The following is a 20,315-nucleotide window of genomic DNA, read 5'->3' as shown; positions in this document are numbered from 1 at the left end:
TTCACTGGCATATATGGATTATCAAATTGCACAACAGCTTTTCGGTTCACATTATTTATACAAGTTAATAAAATTACTAAAACAAAAAGTTTATTTTAGAAGTATGCGATAAAGAGGAAGTTGTACATAAAGTGAAACTTCATTCAGTAGGGCTTCTACTGAATGTTAGTTGAACCAATCGGGCATTTAGGAGCCGTTTTCTCACACTTAAACCTTTTATATTCACTCAAGATGTTGATGTGGGAGTATTACGGCACCTTACATGCCGGATAAAGTGAAATTTCATTCAGCAGGCGTTTTCTTCCATCTTCTACTGAATGTTCGTTGACGAAACGGGCCATTAGGGGCCGTTTTCTCCCACTTAGACCTTTGGTATCAACTCTGGTCTTAAAGTAGTGTATATGGCATCTTACATGCGGGATAAAGCACATGGTCTTAACATAAAGGTTGTTACTATGAAAAAACAGGTTTCGTTTTTCACTAACGGGGTCCATTTTTTATTGAACAAGAAAGCCATTATACATGATACAATCAACATGAGTTTCTAAATCTTGGTGGGGGGATCGGGTGTGAAGTCAATAACGGTTTATCACTACGATGCGTTTAGTAAAGAACCTAATAAGGGAAATCCAGCGGGAGTCGTTTTAAGCGGAGATCAGCTGACAGATGCCGAAATGCAAGAGATTGCTTTTAAAGTAGGATTTAATGAGACGGCATTTCCAGTTGCATCCGAAGCCGCAGACCTGAAAATACGATTTTTTACACCGGGTCATGAAATGAATTTATGTGGCCACGCTACAATGGCAACTGTTTATGCGCTCCAAACAAAAGGATTATTGGGCGATAAGACCGATTTTACCATTGAAACAAGGGCTGGGATTTTACCGATCACGATTAAATCAACAGCCGAAAACGACATATGGATCACCATGAAACAAGCTTCTCCAACATTTAAAGAGTTTACAGGTTCCATAGCGGATTTGGCTGGCTCCCTTGGGTTAAATAAATCTGATATCCATGATCAGTTACCTATTTTATATGGAAGTACCGGTACTTGGACATTATTAATCCCTATAAAGAAATTGGGCGCTTTTAAGAAAATGAAACCCAATAACAAAACGTTCCCTTCTATTTTAAAGGAGATGCCAAAAGCTTCTGTCCATCCATTCTGTTTGGAAACGCATGATTCACACGCCGATATGCATGCCCGGCATTTCTCTTCACCATATTCCGGTACGATTGAAGACCCGGTAACGGGTACTGCTTCAGGGGTAATGGGCGCTTATTATGCGAAATACATCCATACTCATTTTAAAGATTCTCTGAACCTTGTTGTGGAGCAGGGTCATGAAATCGGAAAAAACGGCCGGGTTATCGTGCGAGTTTCAAAAAACAGTGACTGTCTCGATGTTGAAATCACCGGAAATGCCGTTTATGTGAAAGATTTCGAAGTTTTGCTGGATCATGATGAGATTGTGAAAAATAATACTTAAGCAACCCTGTTTCATGGCAAATACATACTACTAAAAGTACAAGTAAACTAGAAGAAACTGTTCTCATAAAGTGAAACTTCATTCAGTAGGGCTTCTACTGAATGTTAGTTGTAGGGATTCTACTGAATGTTAGTTGAACCAATCGGGCATGTAGGTGCCGTTTTCTCTTGTATTCACTCAAGATGTTGATGTGGGAGTATTACGGCACCTTACATGCGGGATAAAACAATCCTGCAACGATATTAATCGCATCGGGCACGTGAAAGCCGCTTTTATCCGCAAGATAATGCGACTGCTTTATGTTTACTCTGTTGTTTGCACCTTTGATAAAATTGTTTGTTGAAAATTTTATCACTCTTGAGTTATTAAGGCCCTGCGTAAGGCGGGTTTCGTAGATGTTCTGCAAAATCTTTTTTATAAGGACATTGCCCTTGGAGAAACCTTTCAGCCGCTTCTTCAACATTGTATTCGGTGATTTTAAAGTGGAATTCGTTATCAATCAGTAACCAACAAGCTCCATTTGCCCGGCTTTGTAAGCCCACACTTCCAGCATTGATGATTCTTTTATTTTCAATAATCCGGTCAAATTGTATATGCGTATGCCCGTAAACAATGATGTTTTCTTTCGTATCCTGTATCATCTGTAATATTGCTTCCAGGAGTATCCACTCTAATCGCTTCTTCATCACTACGCGGGGAACCATGAACAAATAATACCTCCCCTACCCCATCAATTGATAAACTATGATGTTTTGGCATGTTTTTAAGGAATGACATTTGCGAATCACTCAACTGCCCGGCACACCATTGATTTAATTCCGCTATAAAATGTTGTGGCTCTTTTTCCGCCCCATCACCGGAAGCAACTTCCCGATCCGAGTTTCCCATTATGAATACGAACTCGTCTTTATACCTCATGAGCGTATTCATCACTTCTCTTGGTTGTGGGCCCCAAACCAAATCTCCACCCACGACAATTTTTTGAACGTTGTTCCTCTTGATTTCGGTTAAAACAGCTTCCAATGCAAAATGGTTCCCATGAATATCGTAAATGGCTGCTACACGCATCAAACCCCTCCTTAACATATTCTTTTGCTGACTCCATCCAACCTTCCTTCTTTTCATTTGCCATACATGCATATTTTTTCAACATTCCCTAAATCACTCTAAAAAATTTACAATTTTTGAGGATTTTATTGGACGTTTTTTCAAGTTTTAGATTTATAATAGACTTATAAAATATAGCTTGGGATGTGAAAAGATGAAGTTCTTTCTATTCTTGTTTCAATATATAACAAATCCCCGGTCGGTCGGGGCCATCCTGCCGAGTTCACAGTTCCTTGGCGACAAAATGTTGGAAACGGTTGATTTTCAGAAAAGTGAGTACATTGTGGAATTCGGGCCAGGAACAGGCATATTTACTGAAAAATTGCTTAAAAAAAGGAAGCCAAGCACGATCATTTTACTAGTCGAACACAACAAAACGTTCTATTCCGTACTGAAGGAAAAGTTCAAAGAGGAACAGAATCTGTTTATTATCAATGGCTCCGCAGAAGATATTGAACAATACGCAAAGGAATATGACCTTCCATACGCAGACTATGTCATTTCCGGACTTCCATTTGCCAGCTTGCCGAAAGAAGTTTCCACCCGGATTTTACAACATACTTCCAACATATTAAAGGAGAATGGAAGGTTCATCACATTCCAATATACCGGCTTTAAAAAAGGACTCATCCAACAATTTTTCCAGATAAGTGAAGTAAAAAAAGAAATGAGAAATATGCCGCCGGCTTATGTGTTTAGCTGCAAGCCGTATGATACAAGTATAGCGGAAGACCGTCACAATGATTAACAAAGATAACTAAAAGCCTGCGCAAAATCTTCCTTTCTCTGTAGGAATTGAGGAGGCATCCTGACAAATAATCACGAGTTCTTTCAATAAAAGGGTTAGCTTAGGCCAACGCCCGGATTTGCCATGGCCCGACTTTGTTCCAGCTTCTTGTATAAGCACATATAATACTTGTGACGACTTTTCTGCCAATCACATTCGTCCATAGCAAGTACATCATCACTTTACTGTATCATTTCGTTACTTGTGTTAACAAAAAAATGATTCTTTACCCCTGATAAATGTTTGACTTTTCTTTTATTTTTGAATAAACTTGTGGTAATACCACCAATGAAAATTGTTTGACCATTTATACTCATGATGGAGGAAAGAACGTGAGAAGAAGAGAACGCTCGTCAGACAAAATTGAACAAACATTGGTGAAAGCGATTTTATCGAGCCACTATCCTGTTGGGAGTACATTGCCTCCTGAGCGTGAACTGGCGAAAACATTTGAAGTCGGCCGACCAACTGTTCGAGAAGCGATTCAACGATTAGAAAAAGATGGATGGCTTACTTGTCGGAAAGGTCATTCGCCAATCATCAACGATTACTGGAGTAAAGGCAATTTAACAACACTCGTTCATCTTCTTCACCACCATGAGACGATCACGGAAGATTTTATCGTTTACTTGCTGGAATTAAGAATTTCACTCACACCGACATATATTCGGGATGCCGTCGCTGCAAGTCAGGCAAAAGTTGTGGCAGAACTCGCACATTTAGAACGACTTGAAAATGAAGCAGAAAGCTATGCCACATTTGATTGGCAATTGCAAAGAAGCCTTGCCGCCCTATCCCACAATCCAATCTATCTCCTCATTTTAAATAGCTTTCACACCTTTTATCATGAAATGGCGATCAACTACTTTGCAATCGAAGAACACAGGAACTTATCTTTTCAATTCTACAATGACTTATTGGCAATGGCGTTACTAGGAGATGCTGCGGAAGCGGAAATGGTGGCCAAAAATGCAATGGAGAAAAGTTTAACACTTTGGAAAACAAGAAAAAAGGTGGAGGAGTAAAAAATGAAACGGAAGTTCTTGAAAGAATATTTTTTCTACCCAGACATTTTTGTCATGACGGTTCTTTGGATCATCAGTGTTGGATTCATGATGCCTCATGTCGGTTCATTGTGGACGTGGCTTGCATTTGTGTTAGGAATGATTGCTTATACACTTGTTGAATATATGACACATCGCTTTCTCTTTCATATGAACCCGCCGAAAAATCCTTTTTTACTACATTTATTAAAGCGCTTACATTATGATCACCATGTAAACCCCAATGAATTACATTTATTGTTTTTACCATTATGGTATACACTGCCCAACTTGCTTATTGCGGGTATAATCGCATATCTTGTCACTTCCAGTCTCGCACTAACAAATTCATTTTTAGCCGGAGTCGTTTTGTTCCTTCTCTTTTACGAATGGAAACATTATATCGCCCATCGTCCCATCAAGCCCATTTCCCCTTGGGGACGATGGATGAAAAAAATGCATTTATGGCATCATTTTAAAAATGAAAACTATTGGTACGGGGTGACAAACCCTGTTTACGATTGGGCAATGGGCACTTTTAAAGAACAGCAAAACGTCAAACGAAGCGAATCTGTTCGAAACCTGGAACAGCGAAAAGCGAATCATGATTGAATAGGAGTGAATCGAATCCATTGCAGTCACACTTCGCATTCATCCTATCAATTCGCTAAGCTATGAATCTACAGCACCTTATTTTAAATAATGTGATATTTTTATTTGGCATTTCTTCAAATCAACGCCCCTTTCCATTTTTTCAGTGAAAGGGGTTCCTTCACTTCGGAAAAATACGATTTGTTAATCTATCTATTAAAATACTTCTGATACACATGACACATTGTCAATTCTTAAATGGTCTTAGGGCAAAAAAAATCACAAAATATTTGACAAAAATGTGAACAAGTTGAATAATACATTGTAGAGGGGAGATGTAGAAAATGGAATCTGCATATAAAATACTAAATGCCGTAAAGTATATTGGCAGTACCATCCTTTTACTCGGAATGGGCATTTTCTTGTACGGCTTTTTTGTAAGCGATACCAGCGCGATGATCGGCATAGGCATCGGCACAGTCATGGGAGCTATTTTTATCTTTCTAATAGGTGTATTTTTTGTGGCAACTGAAGAAATGGAGAGCAAAACAGATAAAGGTGTCAGGCTTTCTCCTAAACAAAAGGAGCGCCCGGTGGACACTCCTTTTGAAACGGGATTTACATATCCCAGATCAATATTAACAATGTACCGAAGATCGTGACTAAAGCGATGGCAAAGGCATAATAGATGTTCGTAAGAATCGATCCTTTGTCTTTCGTTTCACCAGCATGCATAAATACAATGAGCTGGACAGCGGCTTGCACGAATGCCGTCACTAATAAGATCGTCATTCCAGCCGCAAACGAAAGGTCAAAGAAGTAAACAGTAAGCGCAATGGCTGTGAGCACCAATGAAAATACAAATCCTGCAACTTGTTTGCGCGGGAATAATTCGCTCATGTTACATCATTCCTTTCAAGTAGACAAAGCTGAAAATAAAAATCCACACGACATCCAGAAAATGCCAGTAAAGAGAAAAGATGAACGCTTTATTGGCTGTTTTTGGTGTAAGTCCTTGTTTCTTTACTTGCAGAATGATGAATAGTCCCCAGAATAAACCAAGTGTTACGTGGGCGCCATGTGTTCCTAAAGTTGTTAATAGGATGGCCGTGAACGCACTTGTTTGTAATCCCGCTCCAACATCGACGTAATGGACGAATTCATAAATTTCAACGCCTAAGAAAGTGAGACCGAGAAGCAACGTGACCGCAAAGAAGGCCAGCATTGCTTTTTTATTGCCAATACGCATCGCATGAACGCCAAGACCAATGGTAAAACTGCTCGTCAAAAGCACGAGTGTTTCAATGAGCACCGGCGTTATTTCAAATATCTCCGCGCCGGCAGGCCCATTTCCTGTCCGGTCGACTAATGTGAAATAAGAGGCGAAAAGTGTTGCAAAAAGCATGATTTCGGCCCCGATAAAAATCCAGAACCCTAGTATATTCAGTTGATTTTGATCTGTGCTATATTCAAGCGGCAGCGAGTGATCTACATTCATCAGCTAGCACCTCGCAACTTTTTTTCAGTTTCTTCCACTTCTTCAACAGAAATGTAATAACCGTCGTCTTTCTCGAATGAACGGTAAGCCATACAAGCCAAAATCCCGATGGTTGTAATAATAGCCGGAATCCACATGCTGAACACCAAGGAGAATCCCCATAAGAAGAATATGCAACTCATGATAAACGGGCCTCCGGTGTTATTTGGCATATGAATTTTTTCAATTTTATCTTTAAATAGCTTTCGGTCTTTTTTCTTATGATCCCAAAACGCCTCAACGGAATGAACTTGCGGTATCGTCGCAAAATTATACGCCGGGACCGGACTGTGTGTTGCCCATTCAAGGGTGCGCGCATCCCAAGGATCGGAGCTAATATCTCTTGAAGCATAGCGCGTGCTGTAATAAACATTGTACACAATCAAAGCAAAACCAATTGCGAGCCCAATCGCACCGATGAATGAGATCAGATTAAGCGGCCCAAATCCGGTTGCTTCCGAATAAGTGTACATCCTTCGTGCCTGCCCATCCAAACCGGTGAAGAACATCGGGAAAAAGGTGACATTAAAACTGATGGCGATAAACCAGAACGCCCATTTTCCGATTCTTTCATTCAACATAAAACCAAACATTTTGGGCCACCAGTAAGTGAGGCCGGCCAGCATCGCGAATACAACACCAGGAATAATCGTATAGTGAAAGTGTGCGACTAAAAACATCGTATTATGGTATTGATAGTCGGCACTCGCCATCCCAAGCATAACTCCTGTAACCCCGCCGATCGTAAAGATCGGAATGAAACCTACTGCATAAAGCATGGGAACAGTAAATTCAATCTTCCCTTTCCACATTGTCAAAATCCAGTTGAAAATCTTGATTCCGGTCGGAATCGCGATCGCCATTGTGGTAATGGAGAAAATACTATTCGTAAGCGGGCCTTGCCCCATCGTAAAGAAGTGGTGCGTCCACACTAAGAATGAGAAAAACGAAATGATCACGATCGAACCAACCATTGACTTATAACCGTAGAGGTTACGCCGGGCAAATGTAGAAATAACCTCACTATATACACCAAATGCCGGTAAAATTAAAATATATACTTCCGGATGCCCCCAAACCCAGAACAGGTTTGCCCAAAGCATATCCATCCCGCCATTTGTCGTTGTAAAGAAATTTGAACCAAACAGCCGATCCATTGTTCCGAATAGAAGCGCAATAGTCAATACTGGGAAAGCAAAAACGACAATGACGTTCGTAATGAAAGCGGTCCATGTAAACATTGGCATTTTCATGAGCGTCATGCCAGGTGCTCTCATTTTTAAGATCGTCACAATAAAGTTAATCCCAGAGATTAATGTGCCGATCCCGGCAATTTGAATCGCCAGCATATAATAGTTTGTGCCGACTGATTGACTGAAATCATTACCTGCGAGCGGAAAATAAGATGTCCAACCCGAATCAGGAGAACCACCAACAACAAAAGAAATATTAAACAGCATCGCGCCCATGAAGTATAGCCAAAAGCTCAAAGCATTTAAGCGCGGGAACGCGACGTCACGCGCGCCTATTTGCAGTGGAACAACGAAGTTCATCAGGGCATATATAAATGGCATCGCCATAAAGATAATCATCACTACCCCATGAGTGGTGAAAATTTCATTATAATGCTGCGCATCCAACAATGTATTTTCAGGTGCGGACGTTTGTGCCCGCATCATAATCGCATCTACGCCTCCGCGAAACATCATCAGCAAAGCGGAGATTAAATACATAATGCCAATCCGTTTATGGTCAACGGTTGTCAACCATTCCCGCCATAAATAACCCCATTTCTTAAAATAGGTTAAACCAGCGACGATTGCGATAACTGTTAACCCGATGGCTACCATCGATGCATAAATGGCTGGACTTGGATGAGGAATGGCAAAACGTTCAAGATAATCCATCCTTTAGGACTCCTTCCTGGTAAGTTATCAGCCTTGGAAACAACCAATCATTCATGTTGAAGCTACTATTGATGCTTGCTCGTTTTATCATGTTCTTCATTGGCTCCATGATGATGTCCACTATGTTCTCCCTCCGGAGGAGGCAAAAATCCCAGGTGTGTGCCACTGAATGTTAATTGTCCTAAATGGCCCGGTTCTAACAACTGGTCAAATTTTTCTTCCGTAAGAGGTTCAGCCGTTGCTTTCACTTCTTGAACCCAATCGTCAAACTCTTTTTCCGGCATTGCTTTTACGAGAAACGTATTTTCAGCAAATCCTTTGCCGCTAAAGTTTGCATTCCTTCCCATATACTCACCGGGCTCATCAGCAGCCAAATGTAATGTGGTTACCATGTCAGCCATTGCATACTTTTGTCCGCCAAGCTGCGGAATCCAAAAACTTGTAATGGGGCCATATGAATACAATTTAAACTCCAATCGACGGTCTGTCGGGATGTACAAATAGTTAACCGTTTCGATATCTTCTTCCGGATAACTAAAATGCCATTTCCAATTAGAAGACGAAGCGTAAACAACCAAAGGTTCTTGTTCTTCATACTTTTTCGGTGGTGCCTCAACTGCGTATGTGGACTTCACCGTAATAACTGAAAGGAAAATAATGATTATAACCGGAATTCCAACGATAATGGATTCCACCACCGGATTTCCTTCAATATGCGGAGGTTCATAATTCTCATCCTGTTTTGAAGCCCGGTATTTTACAATCATTATGATCAAAAGGACGAAAACGGCTATCACAATGATGGCCATCATCGCAATCGATATCCAAATGACGTTTGCTGTCGTTTCTGCTTGAGGACCTTTCGGATCCAATACCATTACTGGTTCGCAACCCGCCAACACTGCTAGAATCGCGATGGCCACACATAAAAAAGCCCATTTCATTTTCATGCAGGAAACTCCTTTCTTTCGATTAAAAAGGGTGATTGTAAATAACAATCGTTTTTTGTATTTAATTTACAAATATCTTATTATCATGATCGTTTAAAAACAATCGATTGTGACATATGTCACAAAATGTCCTTGAATCAAAAAAGAGATCAGTAACAAAATGTTCAAAGAAACGGAAGAAGCAGGAAAAAAGAAGATTTAAATGAGTAGCGTTTTTTTTAAATCTATAGTATTTTTGAAGTTTGGGGGGTAAATAAAACTGGCCATCATACTGTACGTAAACGCGGAAACATAAAAGATTCGAAGGAGTAAATACGATTTCTTCCCAGTATATATGACAAAAAATAATTTGACTTAGAACATAAAAAGAGCAACCACCCTTTTAATCTTTCACTGCGGATGATTGCTTCTAATATTTGTCTTTTCTATCGTTTTTCTTGTCCTTCCATCTTTTCAATATTTGGCAAAGTCCCTTATTTCAATTTCGAATTCCACAACGATATTTCTCTACACGTTCAAGTAAACTTCCCTCTCCCACATGGCCAAATTCCTTGAAATGAAGAGCCAGGTGTTGAGAGACTAGTAAGATATTCTTTTTCCCCACCAAGAAGTTTTCTCTGAAAATTGACATTATGGATGGGTATCATCACTCATATTGTCTCCACAGTTTTCAATCCCAAAATGCATATCACTCCATGACGGAACCTCACAGCTTCAATTCAAAAATCTTGCGGGGTCTTCCCCGGTTTCCGGGCTGCTCTTCCCCTTTCACTGATGCCAACTTGGCTTTTTGGAGCTCTGATAATACCCTTCTTGCATTTCTTTCAGAATATCCGAGCCATTCCGAAATATCCTTGGCCGTAACTAAGTTCGTTTGATGTATTTTACTTAAGGAGGCCAATTTGGAAAGAGTGGTTGAACTTAAGCTTATTTTTGTCTCCTTATTTTTTGCTACATGCCGATGGGAAAATGGAAGAGGCGTATCGTCTTTGTTCCAAATGACCACATCCTTATTTTCATTAACGGTCGCAATTGAAGAGGTCGTTTTTTCTTTAAGATGTTTTAAAGCAAGCCGGGTATTCGTATCAGCCTGTAAGTTCGTCAATCCGTAGCCAATGCCAATATGAACATCCAATTGACTTTGGGCTTTAATTTGAGGCAAGAGCGATTGCAATGGATGATTCTTTTGAAATAATTCTAATTGACCTTTTGTCGTATATACAAAAAACAGACCATCACCTATTTTCACATATGAACCTTGTACGCTTTGGGTAAAATCCAACAGGATGTTCTCTAATGCCAACTCTTTTCTTTTGTCATCGAATGAAGCCTGATCGGTCAGAGATGAGGTTTCCGCTTCAATAATCTTAATACTCATTACCGCAAACAGCGCCTTTTTATAAATCGCGGACTGTGCTCTTTCTTTTAAAAAATGCAACACTTGCTCGATAATTAATTCCGAAGGAGTCACCCTGTAACAGGGAACTTCTTCCGCTTTTAACATTTCATATACATCCTGTAAACAAGTTAAAGCCGCTTCTATCTCTCCCTTTCGGTACAGCTCCAGATGTTCCGCCATTATCTCTTCAGAAGGGTAATATTTATCATACTTGATCGGAAGGAGTGTTAAATTGTCCAGATCATATTTATAGTGGATGTCTGTAATTTCTTGAGGTTGGATAGTATCAAGACTGTATTTTTTTACGTTTTTTTCACTAACCGCCTTTAGCAGTGTACCCAGGAGGCTAGGACCGTAAATCGGAGGATAAATGGCTTGATCTTCATTTAAAAGGTTGTTTTCAAGAGCAAAATAATACGGTACACGGCCCGAAAAAAGCCACTGGCTGATCATGCCTTCATTTTTTTGAATGATATCATGTACTTCAACCCGGTTTTTATAGGGAAATAGTTTGACATTGATATTGGACATATTCTTTGCTATGTTTCCGATTAAATGTACAGAATCCGTAGGACCCACAACACCAATCCATACTTTCATTTTGAAATAACTCCTTCAATCCTCTATTCCCTGCCTTCCGCCATCTATTTTTTTGCAATAATAGCGGTAGTATTCAGATACGATGTAACAGCCATGATAAAATGGATATTATTTTTCAGAACGGCTGATGCCAGTTTTCCGGGGAATGAACGAAAAACCGGCTTTTTACCGGCATTTCATGTAGCTGCAAGATTCACCTCGGTCAAAAGCCGAAAAATAACTCTTTCATTTTTTCGAGCGAAGCATTCAGATTCATTGTTCACGGTAATCACTAACATGAAACCGCTTTTCTAGTTGATCCTTTATCCTAGTATAAACCTTTTCCTATAACGAGTCACCACCATCCAAGGCCCTTTTGCCGATATAAAAAAATCACTCGAGCTTATTTGTCATATTTTTATTGTGCATTTGGTTTTCTTCCCCGGGTATAGTAGATTCATTTTCTCGTTACAGGGAATCAATTACATTTTCCAACCATGCATTTTCACGCCTCCTACGACTTCCAGCCAGTTAAGTGTGATCGCAAAAAGTGAAGAACTTCTTGATAATATATAGTCAGGTTTTTACGGTGATAAAATTCATGACCTTCATTTTCAAAAAAAAGAGAATGGATATTTTTCTTATCTTTTAAGCGCTCCAGCATGTTGATCGATTCGTTTATTGATACCCGAATATCATTTTTCCCATGAAAAATATAAAGTGGCTTGTTGAGCTTTTCAGCATTGGTTAATGGGGCTATTGAATGAAAGAAAGCTTTCAGCTCATCTGCGCCTCCATACTCCGCTTCCCGCATTTTCCGGCGCCAATGGGCGGTATGCTGAAAAAATTGATTTAAGTCCGACATTCCAACTACATCGATGCCTGCCGCACATAGCTCGGGATACTGAGTAAGGATGGAAAGCACCATGTATCCGCCGTAACTTTCTCCCATAATAGCGATTCTATCCTGATCTATTTCAGGATTCGATTTTAAATGCTGTATAAGTGCTGCAACATCTTTCATTGCATCCGTTCGACGTTGTTTGTCGTCCAAATGGATAAACGATTTTCCATACCCATTACTTCCACGAATATTAGGTACAATCACATCAAAACCGAATTGGACAAACGATTGAAATAGCGGTGAAAACTCAGCCACTGCCTGAAATTCTGGCCCTCCATGAATAAAAACAATAGCCGGGCGCTTTATTTTTCCATGAGACTTTGAATAATGAAAATAAGGTATTTCTAACTGATCAAAACTTTTAAAGGAGCGTTCAACCGGCCGAACAAGCAACCCCTTTAATGGTGCTGACTTCGTCATGTTCGTTTGTTGTGCCAGCTTTTCTTTCGGGGTTGAATAGCTCCAGATTTCACCAGGGTGTGTTGGGCCATCACAGACAAAAGCGAATTCATCATTATTTAACCATATTAGTGAACTGATCGTTCCATAAGGGATCGATTCAATCTGCTTTTTTGTCCCTTCACTCTCAGCAAAAAGGAAAAGCCTGGACACCCCATTTTCATTGGTCACAAAGGCCAGCTTTTCTCCATCAGGAGACCGCTTAAAATCAACTATATCCCATTCAGCCTGTACTAATAATTGCTTTTCGCCGCTCTTCAGCTGATATTTGTTCACACTGGTAAATTCTCCCTCCAAATCAACCGCAACATATAAATGATTTGTATGTTCATCAATGTCTGCGCCATAACAGCGGGCAGGTCTCGGAAGCAAATGTTGTTTCAGCTCGTTTGCTTGCAGGTCAAATACATGTAACTGATGGTGGATAAGAGTGTGTTCTTCCTTCAGTAGCAGTGTGTTATCGAACCATTTAACGGGCACCAGCTTAGAAGGGCTTGAGTAAATCTTCTCATTTCTTCCGGATGATGCATCATAGACCATGAGTTCAAACAATCCTTGTTCTTCATGGACCCTGGTGTAAACCAACTGCTTTCCATCTGGTGACCACGCACCAAAAAAGTGAAAATATTGATGATCTATCGCAATTGGTGTATACGTATTTACTTTCAAATCAAGCATTGTGATTTGATCCATTTCTTTTCCATCCACATCAAATAAAATCATCATTTTCTTTCCATCGGGCGAAAATACGAATTGATTCACCCTGCCATTTATCTCGGTTACTTGTCTTTTTTTCCCCGATGATTCATACCACACTTGAGGTGTTTCCGAAAGATCACAAATGAAGTAAAAGCCGTTATGGTATGCAATTGTTTTCTTTAAAACTTGTCCAATCTGTAAGATAGGTTCGATTGTTTTCAATTTGACTCCTCACCTTTTGAATGAAATATCTGTTAATTTAAAAATTGATTAACTCCCGGACCTATCGGCAAGCCCGCAATACTCCAGAGAATGAACATTACAATCCAAGAAAATAAAAATATAATTGAATAAGGCATCATGAGTGATAAAAGTGTCCCAAATCCTGCTTTGTGATCATATTGCTTCATAAATGTAAGAAGCATTGGTACGTACACATTCAATGGTGTAATGATATTCGTTGATGAGTCTCCAATTCTATAAGCCAATTGAATAAAAGCAGGATGGTAATCAACGATCGTAAGCATCGGAATAAAAATAGGAGCCATAATCAGCCACTTTTCAGATCCACCAAATATGAAAAGATTTAGAAAAGCGGTCAGAAGGATAAACCCAACAATAACAGGCAGGCCGGTTAAATGAAAATCTTGTAAAAGCTCTGCCCCATTTACTCCCAGCCATATACCCAAGTTTGACCAATTAAAATAGGCTATAAATTGCGCAGCAACAAATACAAGAACAATATATCCGGATATATCCATGATTGCTTCTGTCATCAACTTGGGCACATCCGCGCTTGTTTTTATTTTCTTGACTTTAATTCCGTAAGCTATAGACACCACAACAAAAAACAAAAAAATAAATGGTACGATTGAGCTTAAAAAAGGAGATGGAATCAGTCCCCCATCATCATTCCGCAACGGTGAATTTCCTGGTAAAATAAGACATAATACCAAACCAATATATATAAGTCCGCTTATGCCGGCTGCGAACAGTCCTTTCTTTTCGATGGCGGAAATGGAAAATTCATCTTGAGCCTTTGTCCCCTTAAATTCTCCCAGTCGCGGCTCAATTATTTTTTCAGTGACAAGCCCGCCTAAAAAAGTAAGAAGTACAACGGATGTCGCCATAAAAAAATAATTGTCTACAGATGTAACAACCAAAGTCTCATCTATACTTTTCGCTACTTCAGTTGAAATACCGGATAAAAGGGCATCCGTACCCGCCACGAAAATATTGGCGGTAAATCCTGCTCCCCCGCCGGCAAATCCCGCTGCCATTCCTGCAAGCGGATGTCTGCCAAGTGCATAAAATGCCATTCCTGCCAAAGGAGGGATAATCACAAATGCTGCATCAGAAGCCAAATTTCCTATTATTCCTGTAAAAACAACCGCATAAGGAACAACCCGCTTTGGCGCCCCTAAAATCATCCTTTTCATAAACGCATCTAAAAGTCCCGCCTTCTGAGCCATCCCAATTCCCAAAATCAATACTAAAACAACTCCAAGCGGATAAAAGCTTGTGAAGTTCGTAATCATATCACCAAAAATGAATTGTACCCCATCTTTTGAAAAGAAGCTTTTAATTTTCATAGTTTCTTGAGTTCCCGGATGAACCACCGAGACACCCAAAAAACTCGCCATTTCAGCAATGATCAATAACCCCACTATTAAATAGATAAAAATCATAAATGGATGAGGAAACTTATTTCCTACCTTTTCAACAAAATTTAAAAATTCCAACATAAATTTGTTTAAAGCGCTTACCATTTTCACATCCTCCTTTAATCCCCTTTTAGACAATTAATTATGGAATATTTTCAGTATCTATTCCATAATTATATTCATTATACCTATTTTTCAAAAATTGAAAAGAGGGAATTTCTTTTTTAATTAGAGACTTTTTGCAAATTGACAATTTGCTGTAAGTGAAATGGATACTGCGTAAGAGCGCATCGTATCATTCGTATAATGGCAAAACACCACTGATACTGGTAAAATCTAATTTGAATAATGCGCCATGTCCGCCAAAAGTAAAACGGTTGGACGGACGAATTCGAAAAGCATGACTAGAAATGCTTGACAAACTTTCCATGGCTCTTTCAGTGTGACTCTCAACTCCGCGTTTACATCCTGAAAAATATCATTGTGATCGGCCATCGCTTCACCACCTTCCGAAAACATGATAGACTAAAAAACAATCGGGCGTTTACTAGCTATTGACCTGCACGTTTCATCTCGATTCTTCATGGGACTTACTGCCAATGAACACCAGATAAAAAAATAAACTGAACCCCTATTGGATCCAGTTCAAATAAAAAAATATGAGATTGAAGAAAAACCAAAAGATTTACGATACATAAAGTCGGTACATAGAAGTTTCCTCATCCATCGATTTTGCGATCTCAAACGCTTCTAGCTGACTTTTTTTATTCTGTATGACCTCATACATAAATCTTAAAAGAAACATTAAATTGGCGTTGCCATCTATATAATCATCAGGTCCCATATAAGAACGACAACCACAATGAAGAAATGCTTTCGCAAGCGCTTCTGCTCCCAATGTACAGCCCGAAGCGATCACCTTCACATTTTTTAAGCTTGTATAACGCATCACATCGTGTTGATCAAAAAATTCTCCCCGAGGCTCACCAGGTTCATAGACTTCCTCACCAAGTTCAGGCAAACAAAACCTTTCTTCGTCCCCATGAAAATTCAAAATGAGATAATCAACCCTGTGATCCAGATCCTCACCGGACAACACATCCACCAGATCATTTGGCCGCCCTATCCAGTGTACAATAACCCTGGCTCCAAAAGATTCTAATGCTGTCCGAAGAGCAAATGATTCCAAATCACAATCTGGGCCTACAACTAAACTTACATATAACTCCGGTTTACTCATCTGCCGTCTCCCTTTTTACAGAATACAGCCCCTGACAAACGGATTCTATTTATCAAAACAATCAGATTCATCATCAGAGGGAATAAAGCCATTATACATGAACGTCCACTTTTTACCAATTATATCATTCGATCAAACATGAATTTTTTGTAGCGAATGATCGCCTGAATATATGCTTTTTTAAAAATGTACGAGATCAAAGTAGTTACAATGTCCATAGTTTAAATCCACTATTTCCAAATGACATTATTGTACTCTCCTTGACGTTTCCCTTTTATTAGACATTTACTTAAATCAAACCAACTTTTATTTTATCCACATGGAGCACGTCGAGCTGGAAAACAAATGATGCGTACAACATCAATAACATTCAATCATGGAGTGGCGCACACCAGAGCCATTTTAATCCACGCACTCATATAGGTGCGACAATAAGCGCCATGCGAAAACAAGTAGATGGTCACAAATTTCAATCCACGCACTCATATAGAGTGCGACATTAGTGGCGGAATTTCAAAAATCGGTCCAGCACGATTTCAATCCACGCACTCATATAGAGTGCGACGGCAGGGTTTTCGGAGATCCACTTCATTTTTTTTGCATTTCAATCCACGCACTCATATAGAGTGCGACTTTCCGTGGTTGAAAGGCCTGAAATTCCTTCTCCAATTTCAATCCACGCACTCAAGTAGAGTGCGACAGCGAAAATCTCCTAATAAAAGGGAAATCATTTCCTAAATCTAGTAGAATAAACTGTTTTTTGGGTGTTTCGCCTATCTTCTTTTCAATTTTATCATATATTTTCGTATTATACTGGGTTTTTTTGGTGCGGGTCCCCTAGGGATTTTATGTTCGCTTGGTGTCCGCATCAAAGCTTACACCCTACTCTATTAAACTGATGTTGCGCTTTTTTAATTAAAAAATTATTTCAAGTTTCCACTAAGAGCCCTAGAATCAAACGTTCAACCCTCTTTTTTCCCAGTATATTTCAACCAAGTACTCATCCAGACCTGAACCCAAGCCATTTCAATCCATGCACTCACATGGAGTGCGACCGCTACTGAAAGAAAAATGGAGATCGTAGAAGGTATTTCAATCCACGCACTCACATGGAGTGCGACGGCATTCAAGGGATGGATTTACTGGACATTGTTATTTCAATCCACGCACTCACATGAAGTGCGACAGCGGGTTCTTAACCCAAGCATACCATAAGGGCTGGCGAGCCTAAAAGTGCGAATCACCATTTTCGCGATTTTTCAAGACAACTTTTTCATAAAGATTGCCGCAACCCCGCGTTGTGACGCAGGTGCGAGTTCACCAGGGTTTTCATGTGAGCTTGGGGTCCGCACCCACGTTTAACCTTAATCCTTTTTTAATCGATCTTTAGGACCTTTAACCATTTATTTTTCTTATCTTCCTTTTCTAATTCTTCCTCTATCGTAGGCAACACCTTTGAAAAAGACTTTTTGTTTTTATTATTTTTATTGAACCATTGATGAGAGGCAGTTTCATTTGGTTTATTTTTTCTTTGATTTCCCCCGGTCACTCTCGGGTAAGAGATCTTGTCCTTAAGTGGATGTTCAAATCGTGCTATTTTTAACATATTATCCATCGATGTTGTATTATTGTTGATTGTGTATTTTTTGACCGGCGTATCCTGTAGATGCCATACTCCCGAATTCCGATCGATCTCACGTAACTTTAATTCATCTATTTTGATTCGAACACTGCCCAATCCAAGCGGCTTCCCTCGTCCGATTTTATGAGCGCAATCTGGATTATGAAAATCAAGCGCCCAACATAATCGAGAAAGCTCTTCTTCTGTAATTTGTTCAAAATAAACGGTAAACGTAAACTTATTCCCTGCTTTCAGTGGACGAATGCGTTGTTTCATCTCACTGAGATCCCCATCTGATAATTTGTTTGCAAGACTGTCATGAGAATGGTGCCAATAAAACTTCCGGCCTCTAATCTTTAGTTTGTTTGGCTGAAGTTCAAAGCGCTGGTCATTTTTCTCCGTATAATCATACGTCCAATATTTACCTTCCTTCCTCTCAACCTCCTTCGGTATATCGGTATAAAATTCTACTGTCCCTGGCTTTGGCTCGCCCATTTCAGGAAGTAGAACTGGCTTCATATAAGACTCAAAGTGCTCAACTTCTTTTTCAACTTTCGCATCACTAAAACGAACCCGGGAAGCTAATGACTTTCCTGATTTTTCCGATACTAAGCCAAATAGAGTACATGCTGGGCAAACTAAGTCGCGACTTACACAAGGCTGATAGTCCCCATTGACTTGTAAAAGAGTACCCACCTTTGTTTTGAATACTTCTTTGGAAAGAATGGCCGGTGACAAAAAGCCAGCCACTATTTGAGATGAATTTGCCAGTTTATATTCAGAGTAATAAACTGGAATCCTTCCTTCTCCTTGAAACTTCTGATTAATATAAGCTTCATAACCACGATGTTCTTTATCTTTCGGGTGACGCTTTATATTTAAATTCTTGTTTATTTTTTCATCATTATATTGATGTAAGAGCTGGTAGAAGGTTTTTATTTCTTCATTTGGGACGGGAAGTCTACTTTCTTCCTCTAAAGGAATAAAGACAGATTCATGGTGTTTCTTGTTGCCAAATGGTTCTCCAATATGTAGAACGCCTTTATGCCACCCCTCAGGCTTAGGCTCATGAACACACCAATCTTCAACAACAAAATACTTTATTTTATTTTTATACTTAGTTTTGGACTTTTTTATAAATAATGTATCTCCCTCACGAAGACCTTCTTCATAAAAATTAAAATATTTCCCATGTTGCTTTTGCCGATCCTTGTCATCAAAAGTTGTATTTAGCATCACTCGCTCGCACGGTTCTATCTCCCATTTATTCAACTTTTTATTATAGTGTAATAGCCCAGGTTTTTTCGGTCGCATCGAGCGCCGGTGTAGAGGCTCGTCTTTATTCACTTGAGACAGACAACCATTGAATGCAGCTTCAAATACGCCGCGAATGGTCCCGCGAATTTCCGACCCGGGTATAACGGGCGAATAAAATCCGTCCTTGCGGATACCTTCATGACTTAAATCCTCATAGGAATAAAAGTTATAGCTGACATGCTTGCTGTCCTTCTCTTCTTCCTTGTGAAGCGCGTGGTTACACGATGTATTTGGAATAAAAAGAGGCGTTAATGTTGTCAACGTACATGTTAAATAGCCTGTTAATGTCCTCTTTTTGGATTCGCTTTTCTCACCATATTTTCTTCTCTCACATTTCTCTTCCAAAGGAACAAAATTATACGGATTGACAAATCTTTCATTCGTTTCATTTTGTGCCATGTTATTCTTCCCCCTCTACAGGCCAATCGACAAAAGCAACAAGTCGCTCGTCACTAAAACGATAATGAAAAGGTTGTGGCGGCTCCAGACTCCATTCATAAAAGGTGATGTATTTCCTGAACCAAATTCCTTTTTCGCCATTTGGCTGAATTGGTTGAGGGATATACAGACGGGGGCCTCGTTCTTCTTCCAATAGGCTCCATCCCTTCGCCCCATCCAGTTTCTTTGCTTTGCCCCACAGTTTGTGTGGTTCATCTAAACAAGTCATTCGTTCCCCATCTTCTACATCATCTTGACGGATACGCCATCTAAACTCCTGCCCGATTCTCGTCGCTTTAAACTCCTGCTGATCATTAAAAATCCGCAGCTCTTGCAAATAATCTGCTGTTTGCAGAACTTCCGTCACCCGCTCCTGGCCTTTCCCAATGATCACCTGATCATTCTCATAAACTCCTAAACAGATCGCATCATCCAGTGCTGCATAGACACAACCATTTGGAATGGATTTCACTTTGATCAAGTCAAGTAATTTACTAGAAGGGACAGAGCCCACTTCTATTTTAGAGCGACGTTCCGTTACTGTCAGATTCATCAAGACTTTCTCGTTTCGTGGGCTCAT

General features: G+C 39.7%; 18 protein-coding genes and 1 CRISPR repeat array. Of the genes, 5 read left to right on the top strand and 13 right to left on the bottom strand.

Going from position 1 to position 20,315, the window contains the following annotated elements; translation table 11 throughout:
* The first annotated feature begins 569 nt into the window (after positions 1–569).
* Positions 570–1,493 (top strand): PhzF family phenazine biosynthesis protein, encoded by a 924-nt coding sequence (locus NST31_RS19135; RefSeq protein WP_339162678.1) that lies wholly within the window; start codon positions 570–572, stop codon positions 1,491–1,493.
* Positions 1,494–1,858: 365 nt separating this feature from the next.
* Here NST31_RS19135 and NST31_RS19130 read toward each other — a convergent pair whose 3' ends face one another.
* Together NST31_RS19130 and NST31_RS19125 are read right to left on the bottom strand one after the other, a co-directional pair.
* Positions 1,859–2,134, bottom strand: coding sequence for a metallophosphoesterase family protein (locus NST31_RS19130; RefSeq protein ID WP_339162676.1), 276 nt, complete (start codon positions 2,132–2,134; stop codon positions 1,859–1,861).
* Positions 2,076–2,561, bottom strand: a complete 486-nt coding sequence (locus NST31_RS19125) for a metallophosphoesterase (RefSeq protein ID WP_339162675.1) — start codon at positions 2,559–2,561, stop codon at positions 2,076–2,078. Before NST31_RS19125 ends, NST31_RS19130 begins: the two co-directional genes overlap by 59 nt.
* 193 nt (positions 2,562–2,754) lie before the next feature.
* Between NST31_RS19125 and NST31_RS19120 the strand changes: the two genes are divergently transcribed.
* The 4 genes from NST31_RS19120 (at position 2,755) to NST31_RS19105 (ending at position 5,683) form a co-directional block, all read left to right on the top strand.
* The gene (locus NST31_RS19120) at positions 2,755–3,348 is read left to right on the top strand and encodes an rRNA adenine N-6-methyltransferase family protein (protein WP_077114231.1); all 594 of its coding nucleotides are present in this window, start codon (positions 2,755–2,757) and stop codon (positions 3,346–3,348) included.
* A gap of 371 nt (positions 3,349–3,719) precedes the next feature.
* On the top strand, positions 3,720–4,412 hold the full coding sequence (locus tag NST31_RS19115) for a GntR family transcriptional regulator (RefSeq protein ID WP_077114235.1): 693 nt from the start codon (positions 3,720–3,722) through the stop codon (positions 4,410–4,412).
* A gap of 3 nt (positions 4,413–4,415) precedes the next feature.
* Complete coding sequence (locus NST31_RS19110) at positions 4,416–5,042, top strand: sterol desaturase family protein (RefSeq protein ID WP_339162673.1); 627 nt, start codon at positions 4,416–4,418, stop codon at positions 5,040–5,042.
* A gap of 323 nt (positions 5,043–5,365) precedes the next feature.
* Positions 5,366–5,683: a hypothetical protein gene (locus NST31_RS19105; RefSeq protein ID WP_077114239.1), complete on the top strand. Its 318-nt coding sequence runs from the start codon at positions 5,366–5,368 to the stop codon at positions 5,681–5,683.
* Here NST31_RS19105 and qoxD read toward each other — a convergent pair.
* From qoxD to csx19, 11 genes are all read right to left on the bottom strand, one after another.
* Positions 5,640–5,921 carry a cytochrome aa3 quinol oxidase subunit IV gene (gene qoxD, locus NST31_RS19100; protein ID WP_077114241.1) on the bottom strand — a complete coding sequence of 94 codons (282 nt, stop codon included), beginning with the start codon at positions 5,919–5,921 and terminating at the stop codon, positions 5,640–5,642. The two genes, NST31_RS19105 and qoxD, sit on opposite strands and share 44 nt — an antisense overlap.
* 1 nt (position 5,922) lies before the next feature.
* On the bottom strand, positions 5,923–6,519 hold the full coding sequence (qoxC, locus tag NST31_RS19095; protein ID WP_077114243.1) for a cytochrome aa3 quinol oxidase subunit III: 597 nt from the start codon (positions 6,517–6,519) through the stop codon (positions 5,923–5,925).
* The gene (gene qoxB / locus NST31_RS19090; protein ID WP_077114245.1) at positions 6,519–8,465 is read right to left on the bottom strand and encodes a cytochrome aa3 quinol oxidase subunit I; all 1,947 of its coding nucleotides are present in this window, start codon (positions 8,463–8,465) and stop codon (positions 6,519–6,521) included. Before qoxB ends, qoxC begins: the two co-directional genes overlap by 1 nt.
* A gap of 65 nt (positions 8,466–8,530) precedes the next feature.
* Complete coding sequence (qoxA, locus tag NST31_RS19085; protein ID WP_077114247.1) at positions 8,531–9,415, bottom strand: cytochrome aa3 quinol oxidase subunit II; 885 nt, start codon at positions 9,413–9,415, stop codon at positions 8,531–8,533.
* 706 nt (positions 9,416–10,121) lie between these two features.
* Positions 10,122–11,414 (bottom strand): hypothetical protein, encoded by a 1,293-nt coding sequence (locus NST31_RS19080; RefSeq protein WP_339162671.1) that lies wholly within the window; start codon positions 11,412–11,414, stop codon positions 10,122–10,124.
* A 493-nt stretch (positions 11,415–11,907) separates the two neighbouring features.
* A complete protein-coding gene (locus NST31_RS19075) occupies positions 11,908–13,677 on the bottom strand; it encodes an alpha/beta fold hydrolase (RefSeq protein WP_339162669.1) in 1,770 nt (589 codons plus the stop codon).
* Positions 13,678–13,709: 32 nt separating this feature from the next.
* Positions 13,710–15,224 (bottom strand): AbgT family transporter, encoded by a 1,515-nt coding sequence (locus NST31_RS19070; RefSeq protein WP_339162667.1) that lies wholly within the window; start codon positions 15,222–15,224, stop codon positions 13,710–13,712.
* Positions 15,225–15,455: 231 nt separating this feature from the next.
* Entirely contained in the window at positions 15,456–15,614 is a 159-nt protein-coding gene (locus tag NST31_RS19065) for a hypothetical protein (protein ID WP_171974069.1), read from the bottom strand.
* Between the two features lie 190 nt (positions 15,615–15,804).
* Entirely contained in the window at positions 15,805–16,359 is a 555-nt protein-coding gene (locus NST31_RS19060; RefSeq protein WP_205178110.1) for a delta-aminolevulinic acid dehydratase, read from the bottom strand.
* Between the two features lie 399 nt (positions 16,360–16,758).
* Positions 16,759–17,059: a CRISPR direct-repeat array (repeat unit 32 nt; unit sequence ATTTCAATCCACGCACTCATATAGAGTGCGAC).
* A gap of 675 nt (positions 17,060–17,734) precedes the next feature.
* A complete protein-coding gene (locus NST31_RS19055; RefSeq protein ID WP_339162664.1) occupies positions 17,735–19,696 on the bottom strand; it encodes a TIGR03986 family CRISPR-associated RAMP protein in 1,962 nt (653 codons plus the stop codon).
* Between the two features lies 1 nt (position 19,697).
* Positions 19,698–20,315 (bottom strand): CRISPR-associated protein Csx19, encoded by a 618-nt coding sequence (gene csx19, locus NST31_RS19050; protein WP_339162663.1) that lies wholly within the window; start codon positions 20,313–20,315, stop codon positions 19,698–19,700.

The sequence above is a fragment of the Siminovitchia sp. FSL W7-1587 genome (genome assembly GCF_037963795.1).
Classification (GTDB): domain Bacteria; phylum Bacillota; class Bacilli; order Bacillales; family Bacillaceae_C; genus Siminovitchia; species Siminovitchia thermophila.
Note: the sequence above shows the minus strand (reverse complement) of the source record. Positions and strands in the feature narration are given on the sequence as shown.

What these genes read in the sequence shown, in the direction of transcription:
- NST31_RS19105 (WP_077114239.1), top strand. Translation starts at nt 5,366, where the DNA reads ATGGAATCTGCATATAAAATACTAAATGCCGTAAAGTATATTGGCAGT.
- NST31_RS19065 (WP_171974069.1), bottom strand. Translation starts at nt 15,614, where the DNA reads ATGGCCGATCACAATGATATTTTTCAGGATGTAAACGCGGAGTTGAGA.
- csx19 (WP_339162663.1), bottom strand. Translation starts at nt 20,315, where the DNA reads ATGAGCCCACGAAACGAGAAAGTCTTGATGAATCTGACAGTAACGGAA.
- qoxA (WP_077114247.1), bottom strand. Translation starts at nt 9,415, where the DNA reads ATGAAAATGAAATGGGCTTTTTTATGTGTGGCCATCGCGATTCTAGCA.
- NST31_RS19080 (WP_339162671.1), bottom strand. Translation starts at nt 11,414, where the DNA reads ATGAAAGTATGGATTGGTGTTGTGGGTCCTACGGATTCTGTACATTTA.
- qoxD (WP_077114241.1), bottom strand. Translation starts at nt 5,921, where the DNA reads ATGAGCGAATTATTCCCGCGCAAACAAGTTGCAGGATTTGTATTTTCA.
- NST31_RS19120 (WP_077114231.1), top strand. Translation starts at nt 2,755, where the DNA reads ATGAAGTTCTTTCTATTCTTGTTTCAATATATAACAAATCCCCGGTCG.
- NST31_RS19130 (WP_339162676.1), bottom strand. Translation starts at nt 2,134, where the DNA reads ATGATACAGGATACGAAAGAAAACATCATTGTTTACGGGCATACGCAT.
- NST31_RS19125 (WP_339162675.1), bottom strand. Translation starts at nt 2,561, where the DNA reads ATGCGTGTAGCAGCCATTTACGATATTCATGGGAACCATTTTGCATTG.
- NST31_RS19110 (WP_339162673.1), top strand. Translation starts at nt 4,416, where the DNA reads ATGAAACGGAAGTTCTTGAAAGAATATTTTTTCTACCCAGACATTTTT.
- NST31_RS19055 (WP_339162664.1), bottom strand. Translation starts at nt 19,696, where the DNA reads ATGGCACAAAATGAAACGAATGAAAGATTTGTCAATCCGTATAATTTT.
- NST31_RS19060 (WP_205178110.1), bottom strand. Translation starts at nt 16,359, where the DNA reads ATGAGTAAACCGGAGTTATATGTAAGTTTAGTTGTAGGCCCAGATTGT.
- qoxB (WP_077114245.1), bottom strand. Translation starts at nt 8,465, where the DNA reads ATGGATTATCTTGAACGTTTTGCCATTCCTCATCCAAGTCCAGCCATT.
- qoxC (WP_077114243.1), bottom strand. Translation starts at nt 6,519, where the DNA reads ATGAATGTAGATCACTCGCTGCCGCTTGAATATAGCACAGATCAAAAT.
- NST31_RS19070 (WP_339162667.1), bottom strand. Translation starts at nt 15,224, where the DNA reads ATGGTAAGCGCTTTAAACAAATTTATGTTGGAATTTTTAAATTTTGTT.